The sequence below is a fragment of the Micromonospora sp. WMMD967 genome (genome assembly GCF_029626165.1).
Classification (GTDB): domain Bacteria; phylum Actinomycetota; class Actinomycetes; order Mycobacteriales; family Micromonosporaceae; genus Micromonospora; species Micromonospora taraxaci.
In genome coordinates this window covers 5,576,698-5,594,328 of the sequence record NZ_JARUBK010000001.1, presented here as the reverse complement: position 1 = coordinate 5,594,328, position 17,631 = coordinate 5,576,698, and the positions used below count along the sequence as shown (strand labels likewise).

10 protein-coding genes are annotated in these 17,631 nt (G+C 66.6%); 6 read left to right on the top strand and 4 right to left on the bottom strand.

What is annotated here, in order from left to right:
• Positions 1-3 precede the first annotated feature (3 nt).
• From O7631_RS25235 to O7631_RS25225, 3 genes are read left to right on the top strand one after another with little or no spacing between them, the layout of a single operon-like run.
• Positions 4-1,005 (top strand): hypothetical protein, encoded by a 1,002-nt coding sequence (locus O7631_RS25235; RefSeq protein ID WP_278146535.1) that lies wholly within the window; start codon positions 4-6, stop codon positions 1,003-1,005.
• Positions 1,006-1,019: 14 nt separating this feature from the next.
• Complete coding sequence (locus O7631_RS25230) at positions 1,020-1,820, top strand: protein phosphatase 2C domain-containing protein (RefSeq protein WP_278146534.1); 801 nt, start codon at positions 1,020-1,022, stop codon at positions 1,818-1,820.
• Positions 1,821-1,846: 26 nt separating this feature from the next.
• On the top strand, positions 1,847-2,290 hold the full coding sequence (locus O7631_RS25225) for an NUDIX domain-containing protein (protein WP_278146533.1): 444 nt from the start codon (positions 1,847-1,849) through the stop codon (positions 2,288-2,290).
• Positions 2,291-2,312: 22 nt separating this feature from the next.
• Here O7631_RS25225 and O7631_RS25220 read toward each other — a convergent pair whose 3' ends face one another.
• Positions 2,313-2,918, bottom strand: coding sequence for a DNA-binding response regulator (locus O7631_RS25220; protein ID WP_278146532.1), 606 nt, complete (start codon positions 2,916-2,918; stop codon positions 2,313-2,315).
• Positions 2,903-3,259: a hypothetical protein gene (locus O7631_RS25215; protein ID WP_278146531.1), complete on the bottom strand. Its 357-nt coding sequence runs from the start codon at positions 3,257-3,259 to the stop codon at positions 2,903-2,905. Before O7631_RS25215 ends, O7631_RS25220 begins: the two co-directional genes overlap by 16 nt.
• Before the next feature lie 207 nt (positions 3,260-3,466).
• On the opposite strand from O7631_RS25215, the gene O7631_RS25210 reads away from it, so the two are divergent.
• Positions 3,467-6,139, top strand: coding sequence for a tetratricopeptide repeat protein (locus O7631_RS25210; RefSeq protein WP_278146530.1), 2,673 nt, complete (start codon positions 3,467-3,469; stop codon positions 6,137-6,139).
• 406 nt (positions 6,140-6,545) lie between these two features.
• Here O7631_RS25210 and O7631_RS25205 read toward each other — a convergent pair whose 3' ends face one another.
• Together O7631_RS25205 and O7631_RS25200 are read right to left on the bottom strand one after the other, a co-directional pair.
• Complete coding sequence (locus tag O7631_RS25205; protein ID WP_278146529.1) at positions 6,546-7,952, bottom strand: CBS domain-containing protein; 1,407 nt, start codon at positions 7,950-7,952, stop codon at positions 6,546-6,548.
• A 45-nt stretch (positions 7,953-7,997) separates the two neighbouring features.
• Complete coding sequence (locus O7631_RS25200; RefSeq protein ID WP_278146528.1) at positions 7,998-8,852, bottom strand: hypothetical protein; 855 nt, start codon at positions 8,850-8,852, stop codon at positions 7,998-8,000.
• 137 nt (positions 8,853-8,989) lie between these two features.
• On the opposite strand from O7631_RS25200, the gene O7631_RS25195 reads away from it, so the two are divergent.
• Both O7631_RS25195 and O7631_RS25190 read left to right on the top strand, forming a co-directional pair.
• The gene (locus O7631_RS25195; protein ID WP_278146527.1) at positions 8,990-15,418 is read left to right on the top strand and encodes a DEAD/DEAH box helicase; all 6,429 of its coding nucleotides are present in this window, start codon (positions 8,990-8,992) and stop codon (positions 15,416-15,418) included.
• On the top strand, positions 15,415-17,598 hold the full coding sequence (locus O7631_RS25190) for a UvrD-helicase domain-containing protein (RefSeq protein WP_278146526.1): 2,184 nt from the start codon (positions 15,415-15,417) through the stop codon (positions 17,596-17,598). The genes O7631_RS25195 and O7631_RS25190 overlap by 4 nt, the downstream gene beginning before the upstream one ends.
• Positions 17,599-17,631 lie beyond the last annotated feature (33 nt).

Genomic DNA, 17,631 nt, shown 5'->3' with positions numbered 1-17,631 from the left:
GCAGTGGCCTCACCGCAAAACCGCGCGCGCGTTATCGCCGCGCTGTCGAAGGTGCCGCCACCGTCCGACGCGGCCTTCCCGCAGGCAATCCGGGCCGTCGTCGAGGCATACCCCGACCCCGAACCGCTGCTGCGCGCCGTTCTCGACGATCACACCATTCGCAGCCGGTCCCGGTTCGCGGCGCTCTACGCTCTCCTGCTGCGGCTACGGCGCGAGGAGCGCCACGCGGAGTACGCCTCGGTCGTCCGAGACCATGAGGACGAATTTGGGGCGGAGCCTTACTTCCACACCTTTCGCGCGATCGTGGCCCGCGCCAAGGGTGACCTCGCCTCACTTCGTAGCTCGGTCGAATACTCTCGTCAGGCTGTCGCCTCCATGCCTGACGTGGCGGCGGTGATTCATCAGCTGGCGGCGTTCTGGGTCGAATACCTCGAACGCCTGGAGGATCCAGGCCCGGCGCGTGACTTCGACGAGGTGGAGCGGCACATCGACCGGGCGATAACCCTCACCCAGGGGCGTGTCGCCCACTACTACGAGACGAAAGGCCGGATGCTCGCACTGCGCGGAGAGTTCGAGGCGGCCAGGGCCGCCGTAGCGCAGGCCATTGAACTGGAGCCGCGCGATTCCCGGGACCACCTGCGTCGGCTCACCCAGTACCAGTCGAGCCGGATCCGGATCGATCTGATGCAGGAGCGCGCCCGGTGGGCCCAGGCCCACGCCCGCTTCCGCACCGAGTTGACCGAGTTCAAGGGCCAGCAACTGCAACTTCTGGGCCTCCTGGCGGCCGTGGTGGCCTTCATCGCCACGGCCAGCAACATCGCCAGCCAGAGCACAGGCGTCGAAGGCCTCCGTCTCATGCTCGTGGCGTCCGGCGCGATCGCTGTCGTTTTCGGTACGTTCTCTCTCGTCAACAACAGCCGCGTTGCCCGGGTGATCGCAGCGATCGTCATCGGGTGCGCCATGATCGGGGCCGGTATGTTCGTGCCAGCCTCGTGGATGTCATGAGAGTTGGACAGGCCATGAGGGTAGGAGAGGCGATCACCTCGGCCGGTGGCATGCGGGCGAATGAAGACCGTGTCGGCCACCGCGGCACCCTTGCCTGGGTCATCGATGGCGCCACCGATCTGTACGACGACGCCGCGCTGCCCGCGGACAGTGATGTGCAGTGGCTTGTCGACCACCTCGCCGAGCGGTTGACTCGGGCCGGTGCGGACAACTATCAAGGTTCTGCCGCCGCGCTCCTGACGTCGCTCGCCGACGACGTGGCCCGGGAGCAGACAGCACTGTCGTTCCCCGAAAGCCGGGTGCCACCGGCCTGCTCAATCGCGGTCTGCGTCGACCAGGGCATCGGCTACGACCTCGCTCGAATCGGCGACGCTACCGCCGTGGTCCACGGCGTTCGACCGGTGGTGCTGTCGACCGGCTACTTCGACCGACGCGAAGCCGCGGCGGTCGCGACAAATGAGGGCGAGGCCGACCGCGTCATCGCGGCCATGCACCAGCGCCGGCTGCACACGATGACCTCCGGTGATGTCGAATCGATCTTCTCCGGCCACCCGAATCGCCGGCTTCGACCACACACCGCTGCCGGCGAATGGGCGCACGTCGACTGCATACTGCTGTGTACCGACGGCTTCGCCCGGCTGATCACCGACTACGAAATCTACCGCTCGTGGGCTCAGGTGATTCCCGATGCGCGTGATCGAGGGCTGCACTACCTGGAGAAGTTGATCCGGGACGCGGAAAGCGAACCCGGTGGTAGCGGTGGTCGGTTCAAACGGGCCGACGACATCGCTGCTCTCCTGCTGACCGCCAACTGATGCCGCGCCACGGAAGGACTTCTCGCGTGACGGAGCGACCGCCGTACCTCGTCGAGCGGAACCCGGGGTATTTCGAGTACCAGCTACCTATCTCGGTCAAGCTTGTCGTCGATCACCACGGCCGCGTGCCGCTGTTGCGCAACGAGCGCGACGAGTGGGAGCTGCCCGGCGGCAAGCTCGAAGTCGGCGAAACACCCGAGGATGGTGTTTGCCGGGAGGTCGCCGAAGAACTCGGGCTGACCATCACCGACGTCGACATCATCGACTCCTGGGTCTACGAGATCACGCCGGTCCGGCATGTGTTCATCGTGAGCTTCGGCGCTACCTACGTCGGGGATGAGGAGCTTGTCTACTCTGCGGAGCACAAGGAGCTCGGTGTGTTCACGTACGACGAGGTTCCTCATCTGCACATGCCCGAGCCATACAAGCTGACCATCCAGCGCTGGCGCGAGCGTCGGCTGACAGGCTGAGACCGGCGCACAATCCAGGGCGTCACGAGGTACGCAGCCAGCCCTGCTCTTGAGCGCGGATGATGGCTTCGATCCGGGAGCGCGCGCCGAGCTGCCGGTATACGCCTTGCAACAGTCGGAACATGGCACGCTCCGAGTAGCCGGCGAGCCGAGCTAGTTCGGCGACCGTCATCCCGGCTGCGAGGTGGCGCAGCCAGGTCAACTCAACCTTTGTGATTGCTTGTCGCGTTACCCCGTCGACTGCTCCGCCGGCGAGCATTGCCGCCACTGCGACGGGCAAAACAGTTTGGCCGTCGATAGTCGCCTCTACGGTCCGTTGGAGAGCATCGGCGGTGACCTCGCGGTGCAGTACGGATTGCGCCCCGGCACGCACTGCTCGCACACCGACCTCGGCAGATGCTTCCGTCATCACTGCGATTACGTGCTGCTCCGGCGCGGTCTCCCGAAGCTGGCTGAGTAGATCCCAATCCTCGATGCTGGCGAGCGTGATCAGGACGAGGTCCGCTGGCCTGCTTTGTGCCCATTTCATTGGGTCCGGCGGGACCTCCACCTGGTGCCCTGCCGCGGATAAAACAGCGACCACTCCCTGTCGGTACATCGGCAAGGGGTCGATCACCGCGAGATGCATGGCGATGAGGGTAGGTAGTCCGGCACCGAGCGCGGGGTGCATCCGGCGGCGGGTCGGCAGGGTTCTGCCCACGATCTGGCAGTCCTCGCCGGGCTCATGTCATGGCTCTGCCCGATGCCAGGGTCATAGCGTTGAGGGTGCAGCGTCGTCTTGCGGGAGGGCGGATGGTACTTGACAACGATCTGGGCCTGGGCTCCTTCGTTCCCATAAGTGAGGAAGATCGGGAGGTCGTACGGAAGGCGCAGATGCTTGGAATCAAGGTCGCGCCGGACGAGCGTGACGCTGTCGTGGCGATTGCCAAGGATCACGATGAATGGCGTCACCTCAGCGAACGAGATCACGATATGAGGGTGTACAACGCCATCACAAGGGCCTGGTATCCGCGGGCTGCACCGTCCCTCTTGGACGTACGTGTTGTCATGGCCGCGCTCCGCGCTGGACACGTCGCGTAGGTGGTCGACGGTCCGGTCGTCTTCTGCGCAGGGCGGTCTTGAAGCTGGCCCCTTCGGAGCATTCCAGCAGGCCTTCTGGGCGTTCATCATGACGGTATGCTGCAGCGAGTCAGGGCCCGTTTGCTGTGGGTGGCCGTCGTCAGTCTTGCGCTCGGTGCCCTCCTAGCCTTCGGTGATTTGCCCGCGTGGTGGGCCGCGCTCACCGGCGTGAACGAGAGTGCTTTCCTGCGATTTCTCGATCTTAGCGACAAGATGGCCAGCATCTTGTCGTTGCTTGTCGGGGTAGCTGCCCTGCTGCTGGCGGTAACGCAGGCCCGCCGAGGCGGCACGCGTTCCGGCCCTCCGGCCACGTTAGCTGACCAGGCCAGGCAAGTGGCTGGCTTCTTTGTCGACCGCCGATTGGAGCGTCTCCGACTCCGACTGGCCCTTAACGACAGACGATCACGGTTGATTGTGGTGCACGGGCCGTCCGGCGTCGGGAAGACCGAACTTGTCCGGCGGGTTCTGGACAAGGCGAAGATCGAGCACGGCTGGCACCTCGCGACCCCAGCCTTCTCACCGGGGATCGACACGATCGTGCGGGAGCTGGATACCGTGTCGGCGCCCCGACGCAATTCGATCTCGCACGCGGACGAGTCGCCTATTGGGCGACTGGAAGCTGCGCTCCGGGGTCAGGTAAGCAGAAGACATGTCATCGTGATCGACTCCGTCGAGCGTCTACTCGACACCGACCGTCAGCTTATCGACTTGTCGTTCGACGAAGCGCTCGACCTGATCACTAGCGGCCCAGGGCACCGAGTCAAAGTGGTTCTCGTAACCGACACACTACCCGTCGCTGTCGGCGGGGGTTGGGTTGGAAAGGCCCGCCAAGTCGCTGTGGATGGTCTTCCTCTCGAACACTTCCGGACGTTCGTCGCGGAGAGCGCCGGCGAGCGCACGAACCTGCTGGCGTCGCTTGACGATCGGACGCTGGCTGAGGTGTGCCGGGACCTTGGCGGGCGGCCTCGGCTCGCACAACTCTTCGACGCGATCGTCGAATCCGACCACCAACGGACCGCGCACTCGCTTGCCGCGGAGCTTCGCGACTGGGCCGCCCGGGCTGGCAACGTGGATCGGGTCGGCGATCGCCTTCGGCGCGAGATGACCGGGGCATTCCGGTCCGAGAGACGTCGGATCTACCGAGCTGTGGCGGCCTTTGGTACGCCAGTCGATGCGGCGACCGTCACGGCTCTCGTCAATGAGGGCCGAAACCGGGATGACCAGCTCGACACCGAGGACGTGCGAAGCGAGTTGATCGAGCTTAGTCGGCATGCCGTCCATTCAGATCGTGGAAGGCGGCTCTTCTTCCTAGCGCCAGCCGAAGCGTACCGGGTGCTCGCGTGGAAACCCGACGACGACCTCGACAAGATCGGAGCAGATCGGCAGCTGCTGGAGAACGCGGCCGAGGCGCTCCGGCGACGACGCAAGGAGGATTTCCACGGAGACTGGGCCGACCCGCACGCGTCGCTCGCCGAGGTGGGCGCCTGGCTGCGCGCTGACATGCCGGTCCCAGCTTTCCGATCGATCGAGGAGATGGACAGCAGTGCCAAGACAGGCAGTCCAGCGGGGCTGTTTCGCGCGGCACGGCAACAGATCGCGGACCGAATCGAGCCGACCGATCGGCCTGCCAACTACAACACTCTCGGCTACCTGTTCCGCGCCTGCGGTGACTACAGGAGCGCCGACGACGCTTACGGCTCCGCCCTCGCCGGAATCCCTGACGACCAGCCGACGTGGAAGGCCGCCGTGTACGTCAACCGCGCCGACCTGTTGTGGGCGCAAGGACATGTCGACCGTGCGTCTAGCCACTTCGACAACGCACTCCGCCTAGCCCCTGGCAACCCATCCGTGGTTGCTGCAGCACTTTCTGGGAAGGCCAGATGTCGACGGCGAGAAGGCAGGTTCACCGAGGCCGAGGACCTTCTGGTCGACGCGCTACGCCGGGCGGGGGGACAGCCTGGAGACACGGTGCCGATCATGGTCCGTTTGGTGCGACTGTACGTCGAGACCGAGCAATGGACGGAAGCCGAGACGCTGATCTCGCGACTTCGGGAGAGCGTGACGCATGACGCCAGCGGCGCTCTGCGTACGGCCTACCTTGACACCTTGGCGGATCTAAGGCTGGCTAGGGGACAATGGGACGAGGCGTTGCGAGCGGCGCGAGATGCGGTGGGACGCGCTCTGCCGGTGCACGACGCCGTCACTGCGCTGCAGGCTCGTTCGACCATCAGCATGATCCGATTGCATCAAGGCAGGTTCGAGCAGGCTGCCCGCGAGGCCCTACTCGCCCGCCGATATAGCGGCAGCGATGCCCTGATCGTCATCGCACTGCAGGGCATCGCGCTGAGGCGGATGAATCGTCCGGCCGAAGCGCGACGCGTCTTCAACGAACTCTTTAGGCAAGCCAACGTGCGCACGAGGCGCTACGAACGAGACTTCGCCGCCTGGGCGCTTCTAGGAATATCCCGGTGCGCGGGCGCCCTGAAGCCTGACACGGGATCGATCGACGCTGCTGTCGATGCCTTCACGCATGCTTTGAACTCCCAGGCCGAACCCGCGCCTGCCATCACCAGGATGATGCTGTTCATGGTCGAAACCATGGCAACCGACGATGATGAACGACAGGTTTTGCGGCCCGTGCTCGTTAATCTCACGCTTGGCCTCGAACAGCAGCTGACCACTGGCCTGAGGAAGATCGCCGACGACCAAGCCGGCGGTTCCCCAAGCTGATGACGTGCTGTTTCAGCGGCTCATCCCGCGGCGGTCAGCGACGCCGCGATGCCTTCGCGAAGCGCAGTAGCATGTGCATCGTCGAACCCGGCCAATAGTGAGTGAGCCTCTCGCAACCGAGTCCAGCCTCTTCGAAGCGACCCGCGGCTGCCAGCGGGGCTGCACGCCCGGGGCAGGGCGACCGGGGTCCTACGACGGCAGACGGTCCGGTGACCACCGGTAGCCTGACATCGACGCTCTGATCCCTTAGTCAGCAGGCGGTTGAGCGTCCGCAGCTCATCCACCCCTGGTGACGAAACCGCGTACGTCACCGGGCAGTTGTTGCGGCTGCTCCTATGAACTCACCTCGCCGTGGAACTGCACACGCCGTACATGTCACGAGCCTGAACCACCTTCAATTGAAGGATCACGAGCCGATATACAGGCGGATCAGGCTGAGGAAGTTGCGAAGCTTCGCCACCTCTGTGGGCCTGACCGGGTCCGGGTTGAAGTGCATCACGTTGTTTCGCACCTGTCGCAGCTCGTCCAAACGAGTGATGAACAAGCTGCGGTCCAAGGGCCACCCGAGTTGCCCCCAGCACGCGGGGTTGTTGAGTACGGCCTGGTACTGGCCGATTGACATCGTGTCCATCGACTTGAACGACAGCTTGGCCGCCACGCACGCCTGCCGGACCGTCTCCTCATCGAAGGTGTTGACAATCAAATGCCGCAGTTCCTGGTCGATTTCACCGATGAGAAAGAACGGTGTGGCGGTTTCGTCGTACTTGCGTACCACGTCTGCGGCCGTGACGATGCCGCTGATCTTTCGCTGGTCGTCGCGGACGAAGATGAAGCCGTGCTGCTGCAACGTGCCCAACACGTCCAAGAGTCGAGTGTCATAGTCGAAGACCCGGTCGCGGGCCCGGCGGTCTATGGCGTCACCGAAGCTCGCATTCGGGTTCCGGTGCTTGGCGGCGGCAATCGACTCCCATGAGACGGAGCCGTGCAACTGGTGGGAGTTGGCCAGAACGGCTACCTGGGAGTAGTCGTTGATCTGCATGGCGGTGATTGCCTCTTCGAATGTGGCCGAAGGCGTCACCGAGACTAACGACATCCGGTGGGGGAACAGATTCTCCAGCGTCAACCCGATGTCGACGCCCTCTTCGCTCAGTTCTTCGGCGGTGGCTTCGACGGTGTCGTCGGCTTCGCCAGTCTCGTCTTCCCCGCCCTCCTGCTCGGGCGGTGTGACGACCCGGATGACCCGGTCCAGGCTGACGGCTCGGAAGTCAGGGCTGGTAGTCAAGCCGTGGTTGGCCAAATCGGCCTCAACCTGTGTGGTTGCCATCCGATCGCGATCCTCCAACCCCCAGAGCCCGATGAACTCTCGGACGGTGAACGAACGGGGCTGGCCGGATTCTGCCGCCGCTCGCGCTGCTTCCAGCGTCGCGAAGCGGTGGCGGACCGCCTCGGCCTCTTCCTGGGACGTGTCCTGGTCCGCAGTAACCTCGTTCGCGACGTCCTGGAGAAGTTCCAGACGAAGGCGATGCAGCGTCGGGCCGTTCCGGCCCACCTGCCAGGCAGACCACCCCGCCACCGCCCGCCGCCCCGCTACGGTGGCGCCAGCCCGCGAGGGTGTGGTGAACTCCCGGCCATCCGGCAGTCGAAGCTTGGCTCGGTCAGTCACCGTCGCCTGATGCGGAGCTTCCCCGATGCGCTGCTGGAAAAAGACCTCATCGCCCGGCTTCAGCAGGTCGGCGTCGATCAGGTCTGAGATGCGAACGCGGCGCCCGTTGAGCAGGTGCTTTCGCCTTGGACGGGATGGGCTGTTCGACATGGCTGCTGCTCCATTTTGAGGTGTGAGCGTACGAGGTGCGGTCACTTACTCGTCTTCGTTGCCCTCGATCGCGCCGTCCACCTGATCGTCCCGGGCTACAAGTACCGGATCGACGTTGAGGACCTCGCTCGTCAAGGCGAGCGCTCGTGCTTCAGCGTCAGATTTGCTGATCTCTCGAGCGGACCATTGCCAGCCGAGGTGCGCCAGTTCGTTGGCACCGACGCCGAGGACTGTTTGGGTGTAGTGGTCAACCAGGCGGACAGCGACGGAATCGGCGTGCTCGTGTACTTTCCGGGCAGCCAGGACAAGCTTGCGTTCGTGCCCGGACTCACCCGCAGCCGTGTCGTAGCCTGGTGGCATCGCAGACTCGTCCCCGTTGCGCCAGGAGTCGACCAAGCTCGCGATCTCCTGGTAGTCAGTCAGCAGGGTGACGCGGTAGAGCGGTACCAGTTTCCGGATTGCCCAGAACAGTGCCCGTGCCTCTGCCGCCAACTCGCCGGGACCATCAAATCGCTTCTGGGTCGTGGTCGCGCCAAAGCCGTAGTGGCCGTCGCTGGCGAGGTAACCCCAGCCGCGGGGGTGGGCAGGGTTGACCGAATGCAGTTCATACCAGCCGACGATGGCGACCTCGATGGCACTTCCGGGGGCGACCACGAGCTGGTGTAATTGCTCTTCCTTCTGTTGCTTGTCTCGCTTGACCGAGGGCATCGAGCCGGATTTTATTTCCCGCGGCTTCGCTTGCCGGAGAGGCCGCGGGTTGTCGCAGATCTGTTTGGCTTTGAGAGTGGCCCACGGTTCCGGATGAATCCAAGTCCCGTCCTGCTGCCTGCAGATCACCCTGCATTTCTGACAGATGTGCTCGCCGGTGCTAACGATCTCTACCAAAGCAACTGCGCCCATCGCTCGACCTCAAGTCGTCGCAGCCTAGGCGGTGATCGACCAGCGAGGTGTCGCGAATCTGACTCACCCGATGATGGGACCGTCAGGGCAGGTCAACCCTGGTAAGGGGTGCAGTAGCATGCGGCGGTGATCCGCTCATGAGGCCGACCATCGCCGCCGACACCCTGCGTCGGACCCTCACCCAGTACCTGACCACCACCTTCGGCTTGACCGAGGATGGCGTACGCCAGGGCTTGGAGGGTTTTCTCTCCCACCCGGATCAGGGCATCTTCCGCGGCCCGTACCTGCGGATCCGCACTCCCTTCCGCCCGGCGGAGGGTGACTGGCGGCTGCACCTCGACTGGGCGCCGGCCGATTTCACCCCTTACCTGCACCAGGCGAACGCGTTCGCCCGGTTGTCGACGAAGGGTAAGCCGGCCGAGCCGACGCTGATCACCACCGGCACCGGCTCGGGTAAGACGGAGTCTTTCCTTATCCCGGTGCTCGACCACTGCCGGCGGCAGAAGCAGCTGGGCAGGGCTGGCGTCAAGGCGATCCTGCTCTACCCGATGAACGCTCTGGCGACGGACCAGACGCAGCGCATCAACGAGTTGCTCTCCGACCCGGCGCTCAGCCAGGTGACTGCCGGTCTCTACATCGGCGACGTGGCGGCAATCGAGTACGCGCACGTCTTCACCAAGCGGTCGGAGATGCGACGCACGCCTCCGGACATCTTGATCACCAACTACAAGATGCTGGACCTGCTGCTCCAGCGCGCCGACGACCTGCCCCTCTGGGAGGGCGCCGAGCCGGCGTACGTGGTGCTGGACGAGTTCCACACCTACGACGGCGCGCAGGGCACCGACGTGGCGATGCTGCTGCGCCGGCTCGCCGTCGCGCTCGACCTCGACGAGCCGGAGCGGCCGTTGGGGCCGATCTGCCCTGTGGCCACCTCCGCGACGCTCGGCGAAGGCGGCGGCCGGGACGGTCGTACCGCGATCCGTGAGGTCGCCGAGCAGGTCTTCGGCGTCGCCTTCGACGCCGGGTCGCTGGTGGGGGAGGACCGGTACGAGGCCGGCGAGTTCGTCGCGAGCCAAGACTTCAGCCTGCCGCTGCCCAGCCCGGAGCAGCTCGCGGCCGTCGATGACCGCGATCCCGAGCTGATGATGGCCGAGGTAGCGGAGTTGGTCGTCGGCGAACGTTGTCTCGACAACCCAACGCGCCTGGGTAGTCTGCTCCGCCAGCATCCGTTGACGAAGGCGGTGCTCGACTCGCTCCAGGCGCGGCCGTGCAAGCTTGACGAGATCATTGACGTGTTGCCCCGGAAGAACGCCACCGGCTGGGGCAGCGTGATGAAAACTCCGCCGGAGACCACGGAGAAAGCTCTCGCCCGGTTCGTCGGCCTCCTGTCCGTTGCGCAGAACCCGGAGGCACCCGGCCGTCCGCTGCTCAACATCGAAACCCACCTCTGGGTACGCGCCGTCTCCCGCCTGCTACGGGGCACCTCCCACCAGGCTGCCTTCGGCTGGTACGGCGAGGCGCCGCGCGAGCTGGACCCGTACGCCACCGACGCCGACGTGGTCGTAGCCGACAACCGCTACCCACGGTTACCGGCCATCTACTGCCGGCACTGCGGTCGTTCGGGCTGGATGGCGTTGTCGCCGGAGAAGGATCCGCAGGAGCTGGAGACCGACCCGGACAAGATTTACCGGGCCAGCGTCGGCCGGGACAAGCGCCGGGTCCGCGCGCTGATCGCCGCGACCGACGACGAGGTACGTCAGCGCTCCCGAGGCCTACTGGTCCTGGAGTACGGCCGTCGGGTGCGCCCCTTCGACGAGCACCGCGACCGCGAGCCCACCGACGACGCGATCGTCGTGCTCGGTGACGTTCTCGACATCGACGGTGCCGAGAAGGACCGCTGCCCGTCCTGCGAGCTGGACCACGGCATCCGCTTCCTCGGCGCCGGCCTGGCCACCCTGGCCTCGGTGGCGATCACGCAGCTCTTCACCGGTGGGGAGCTCGACGAGGCTGAGAAGAAGACGCTGCTCTTCAACGACTCGGTCCAGGACGCCGCGCACCGCGCTGGGTTCGTCGCCAACAGGTCCTACTCGTTCTCCCTGCGCTCCCTGCTCGCCGGGCGGTTGAAGGCTGGGGAGTCGATCGGGCTCGACGACCTCTTTGTCCGGATGGTCGAAGAGGCGGCCAAGCCGGAGATCCTCTGTACGGTGGTGCCGCCGGACCTGCACGACCAGCCCGGTGTCGACAGCCTGCTCGCCGGTGAGCACAGCGGCAGCCGGGAGACCTGGGAGCTGATCAGCGAGCGACTCGTCTTCGCCACTGTGATGGAGACCGGGCTGCGTTCCCGCCAGGGCCGCACCCTGGAGTTGACCCGCAGCATCGCCATCGAGGTGGCCCTCGACAATCCGACGCGAGCTGCCGCGATCTGCCGGGACGTTCACCTCACCGGCCCCGGCCACCTCGCGGTAGCACCGCCGGACGACGCCCGCTACCTCGCTTTCCTCCGCGGCCTGCTGGAACGGCTGCGTGTCCGCGGCGCCGTGTTCCACGAGTGGCTGGTGCCGTACCTGAAGCGCGGGGGCACCCGGTGGCAGATCTGGGGTGGTCGGCCCGCCGGGATGCCCGCGTTCCCGAAAGGGCTGTCCGCACCAGCGTTCCTGCTCGCGACACCGAAGTCCCGCTCAGAGTTCGACGTGATCACCGCGCGGGGCAACTGGTACCAGGACTGGACGTCGCGGTGCCTCGGTCTTGACCCCGGTGACGCCGCCGGCTTCCTCAGCCGGCTGCTGCCGGCCCTCGCCGCCGCCGATGTGGTCGCGGTGGGCGACACGGAGGACGGCAATACGGTGTACGGGCTGATGCCCGGCCACCTGCGGGTGACCCGGCTCGACGACGCGTCCGCCGTGACGGCCGGGGTCGGCTGCGACACCTGCCACTGGCAGCAGACCGAGCATCCTGACCGGGTTGCCGACTGGGTCGGGCAGCCGTGCCGGCAGTACCGCTGCCGGGGCCAGCTCCAGGTCGTTAACGACGACACTGCTCCCGACGACTACTACCGGCGTCTCTACCTGGACAGCCCGGTGTTCCGGGTCGTCACCGGCGAACACACCGGCATGCTCACGCGCGCCCAGCGGGAGACGGTGGAGAAGAAGTTCCGCGACGGCGTTCGCTACACCGACCCGAACGTGCTCTCCTGCACGCCCACCCTGGAAATGGGCATCGACATCGGCGCCCTCTCCGCGGTGGTGCTCGCGTCACTCCCGCACGGCCCGGCGAACTACGTCCAGCGGGCGGGCCGGGCCGGCCGCAAGAGCGGCAACGCGCTGGTGCTGACCCTGGTCGGACGCACAGAACGGGACCGCTACTACCTGGCCGACCCGCGCGACATGATCGCCGGCCAGATCGTGCCACCCGGCTGCTTCCTGTCCGCCGTGGAGATCCTGCGCCGCCAGTACCTAGCCCACCTGATCGACCTGGCCGCCCGGGGCCGTCTGACCGGAGTGCTGCCGATGCCACGGCGGGCACACGTGCTGTTCGGGCCGACCGGCTGGCTGACCGGCCTCGCCGAGTCTGGTCGCAGCGACAGCGGACGGCTGGTGGAAGGCTTCCTGAGTTTGTTCGGGGACAAGGTCCTTCGCGCTGCCGCCGATCAACTGCGGGAGTTCGCCGCCGATGGCATCGTCCACCGGGTCAAGGAAGCCGACGATGTCTGGGACTCCCGCCTGGCCGACCTGCGGCGCAGGATGCAGGAACTCGCCGCCGCCCGCGGCACGCTCGTGCCCAGCGACCCGGACCACGCCCGCGAGATCAAGATGTTGAAAGCGGAGGAAGGTGCGGTCCGTCGCCGACTGCGGGAGGTCAGCGCGGCTGCCGCCCACGGCACGATGGTCGAGCTCGGTCTACTGCCGAACTACGCGCTCATCGACAGCCGGACCGACCTCGAAGCGACCTTGACCTGGGAGGACAAGGTCGACGACGATCGCCGTTTCCACAGCGAACTGCGCGAGTACGCCCGCCCCGCCCGTCAAGCGCTGGTCGAGATCGCCCCCGGCAACAGTTACTACGTACGGGGTTACAAGCACGAGATCTCTGGGCTCGACGTCGGTCCGGCGGACCGCCCGGCATACGAGCAGTGGCGGATCTGCGCCCAGTGCGGCTACGTCCGCACCCACCTCGCCAAGGAGGACACCAGCGCCTGCCCGCGCTGCGCCGACCAGGGCATCGCCGATCACGGGCGACTGTTCCAGGTCCTCCAACCGACCCGCGTGCTCAGCCGCGACAAGCGCGACGACGCCCGCATCCGCGACGACAGCGACGACCGGGACCGGCGCTTCTACGCGACCACCATCGCCGTCGACGTTGACCCCGCCAAGGTCGATTCGTCGTGGCGGCATGCCCACGACACGTTTGGTGTCGACTACAGCCGGCACGCGATGATCCGGCACTTCAACCTCGGTGCCCAGCGCTACGACCGGGCGGCCGAACTGTTCGCGGGCGAGGAGGTGCGGATCAACCGCTTCCACACCTGCACCGCATGCGGCGGGACCACGGTTGACGGCGTCCCCGCGGTGGCCCAGCAACTCGCTGCGGAGGCTTCCGGATCGACCGTCGTGAAGGGCGCCGAGCACCACCGGCCCTGGTGCCCGTACCGGCGCTCGCCAGCCGCCCCGGACGCCCACGTCGACCTGATCCTCGCCCACCAGTTGGAGACCGAGGCGCTGCGCATCCTGATCCCGGCCGCCACCGCCGTGGTGCAGGAACGCATCGCGTCGTTCGCTGCCGCGATCCGCCTCGGCATCGCCGCGCAGTACGGCGGGGACCCGGCACACCTCCAAGCTGTTTCGGCCACCATGCCGGACGGACAGAGCGACGGGACGCGCAACTTCGTAGTCGTCTACGACACTCAGCCGCAAGGCACCGGCTATCTGCACCGCCTTGCCAAGCCTGAGGAGTTTCGCGCGGTCCTGGAGCTCGCGCGACAGCGGATCGCCGACTGCGCCTGTCGACACGAAGGCAGGGCGGTCTGTCACCGCTGCCTCCTGCGGCACGCGCGCAACGAGCACTTCGCCCTGATGAGTCGAGACGAGGCGTTGGGGATGCTGGACAAGCTCCTCGACAGCTGGGACGTCGAGGAGGGCACCCGGACGGATGAGATCTCGCTGATCCACCAAGTGGAGAGCGAGCTGGAAATGCGTTTCCTCACCAAACTGTTGGCGCTGGGCGCGACACCCAACTCGGGCCTGCGAATCGATCGGCGAACCGACCACGACGGTGCTCGCATCGCCGATCTGCGGTTCGTCCGGGACAACGGTCAGAGCGTCACCCACTGGCAGATGAAGTTGCAGAACACCGTTCGCGGCACCCGCCCCGACGTCCACTTCACACGCCTCGACGCCCCGTCGCCGGAGGTGGCCGTCTATCTCGACGGCTTCAAATACCATGCCTCGTCCCAGTACAACCGGCTCGCGGACGACGCGGAGAAACGGGCCCGGCTGCGCGCCCACGGCTACCTGGTCTTCGCCGCCACCTGGGACGACGTCAAGACCTGGGGAAACACCGACGGGCAGGGCCGGTGGACGCCGTACGGCGGGGTCAGCAAGCAGGCCGCCCGGGAGCGATACCGACAGTTCCTCCCCGGCGCCGACCCGGATGAGCTTGAGGAAACCATCTGGGTCAACCCGATCGAGCAGCTGATGCGCTTCCTCGCCGACCCCGACCTCAACCGATGGCAGCGGCGGGCCGAAGCCACCCTGGCCGGCATGATCAAACAGGCCCGGGACAACACCGCCGCCGACTCTGGTGGAGTGGCGGAGCGGCTCTTGGCGGCCTTGCGTGGCGAGCCCCTACCCGGTCCGACCGCAGGCAAGATCATGATTGCCCGCGCCCGGGACAATGCCGACTGCCCGGTGACCCTCGTTGTCGACGGGCGCAGCAGGCCGCTGCCAACCTGGTCCGCGCTGACTGTCCTCGATGACCTGCCAGCCGCCGTGACCGCAGCGGGCCACAAGGAGCGTTGGGCCGCGTGGCTTGCCTGGGGCAACGTCATTCAGTTCCTCGGCAATGGTGACGGCGATGCCGGTCAGCTCGCCGTGTCTACCCTGGACACCTTCGAGCCGGCTTCGATGGCCGTCACCGAGGGCACCGGGCTCGTGCTGGCCCACCGTGCACTGCCGCTCGACGAAGAGACGGCCACCTGGCTCGGCGTCGTAGCGCAGCCGGTGGCCGCCGATCCCGGGAACCTCGACACGGAGTCACCATGGCGGGAAGTCCTGCGCTACCTCGACCCGGACGAGAAGACTCTCGACCACCTCGTCCAGCAACTCGCCCGACAGGACCTGCCCGCCCCGATCGTCGGCTACGAGCTGGGCGACCAGGGCTGGCCAGCCGAACTGGCCTGGCCCGACCGGCGGATCGCCATTGTGCTGACCGGCCCGTCCGACGACCCGGAGACGGAAGACCGCGATCGGGCGTACGCGGACGCAGGCTGGCACGCCCGTACCGCGCGCGAATGGTCGTTTGACGAGTTGGCGGCAGAGATCAAGGCGACGAGCGGGGGAGAACGTCGATGAGCACCGGAGTAACGACTCTGCGGATGCTGGACCGTGCCGACAAGGAGGTCATGAAGCTCACCCGCGCCGACATCGGAGCGGTCTACGAGTTCATGCACAAGTTCCGGCACAACCCGGAGAACCCCGGGCTCAACCTGAAGGCGCTCAACAGCGAGTCCCGGCTGATGTCCGCCCGCGTCAACAAGGACTACCGGGCGCTGTTGCTGCACATCGCCGCGCGCGACTACCTGCTCGTCGCGGTCAAGCACCGCGGTGAGGTGTACGACGACCTCAGCCGGTACGCGTACCGCATCAACCGGATCACCGGCGGCATCGAGGTCGTCGACATGGCACCCGTCGGTGACAGCATCATCGGTCGAGTCGTGCCGCCGGTTGCCGAACCGGAGCCCGCGCAGAAGCCGCTCTTCGACACCTACACCGACACTCAACTGCTGGAGCTCGGCGTCTCCGAGCCGTTGCTGCCGCAGATCCGGGAGCTGACCACCGAGGCGCAACTCCTGGAGCTGCTCGATCGGGCGCCGCAGCTCACCACCGACGTGCTGTTCGCGCTCTTCGACGGCACCCCCTACGACGAGGTGCTTCAGCAGGTCACCGAACCGGTCCGCGCCGACGAGCCGGTCGACCCCGACGATTTCGAGGCTGCCGTTGAACGTCCCGCCACGCAGGTGACCTCCGACGACGAGGCGTTGCAGGCGATGCTCGGCGAGGCATTCGAGCGGTGGCAGATCTTCCTGCACCCCACCCAGCGGAAGCTGGTCGAGCGCCCGTACAGCGGCCCCGCACGGGTCGGTGGTGGTCCCGGAACCGGAAAGACGATCGTCGCCCTGCACCGGGTGGCGCACCTGGCGCGGCAGTTGCCACCCGGGGTGGACAAGCCGATCCTGCTCACCACCTTCAACCGCAACCTCGCCGCCGACCTGCGGACCCGCCTGATGGCTTTGGGCGGGCAGGAGTTGGTGTCACGCGTCGACATCGTCAACATCGACCGGCTGGCCAGCCGGGTCGTGGCCGAAGCCAAGGCGGGTGGCAGCCGCCGCGTGGTGGACGACAATCGCGTCCTTGAGCTGTGGGACGAATTCCTGTTGGAGACCGGGGCGACCGGCTGGGAGGCGGAGTTCCTGGCCGCCGAGTGGACCCAGGTGATCCTCGGTCAGGTGCTCAACTCCCGGACCGACTACTTCAAGGCCCGCCGCCCCAACCGGGGCCGCAGCCTCACCCGGGCGGAGCGGGACCAGATCTGGCAGCTGACCGAGCGCTTCGCTACCTGGCTGGAGAATCGTGGCGTCTGGACGTGGCGACAGGTGGCGCAACGGGCCGCCCGTCTCGAAATGGACCGCACTGCGCAGAACACCGGCGCAGCAGGCGAGTCGTCCGGCGGGTTCTACCGGCCGCGCTACCGTCACGTCGTGGTCGACGAGGCGCAGGACCTCAGCGCCGCGCACTGGAAGATGCTGCGTGCCATGGTCGCGCCAGGGCCGGACGACATGTTTCTCACCGGCGACACCCACCAGCGCATCTACGACAACCACGTCACGTTGGGCAGCCTCGGCGTCAACATCCGCGGCCGCTCGTCCCGACTCACGCTGAGCTACCGCACCACGCGGCAGATCCTCGCCGATGCCCTGCAGATCATGACCGGTGAGGTGTACGACGACCTCGACGGCGGTGAGGAAAACCTGGCTGGCTATCGGTCGTTGCTGCGCGGCGGCCGACCGGTCTTCCGCGGCGCAGCAACGTGGGCGCAGGAACGGGATCTGATCGTCGAGCAGTTGCGCGACTGGGGCAACGCGACAGACGGCTCGATCGCCATCTGTGTACCGACGAAGGACCTCGCCGCGGACGTCATCAGCCGGCTGGAGGCGGACGGCCTGGCGGTGGTGGAGATCGGCCCGGATGGCCCGAAGCGCCCCGACGGCGTGCACATCGGCACGATGCACCGGTTCAAGGGCCTCGAGTACCAGCGCATGATCATTGCCGGGGTCAGTGACGGCCTGGTGCCTCGACAGATGATCAGCAGGTACCGCGACACTGACCCGAAGCGCTACCAGCGCGAGCGCCAGCGCGACCGGTCGCTACTCTTCGTCGCCGCGACCCGGGCGAGGGACGAGCTCGCGGTGTTCTGGCACGGCACGCCCAGCCCGTTCCTGACCGGGCGGCTCGTGCAGCGACAGCTAGCCTAATTGCCGTTCCTGCTCAGCGGGGTCGGCGTGGGA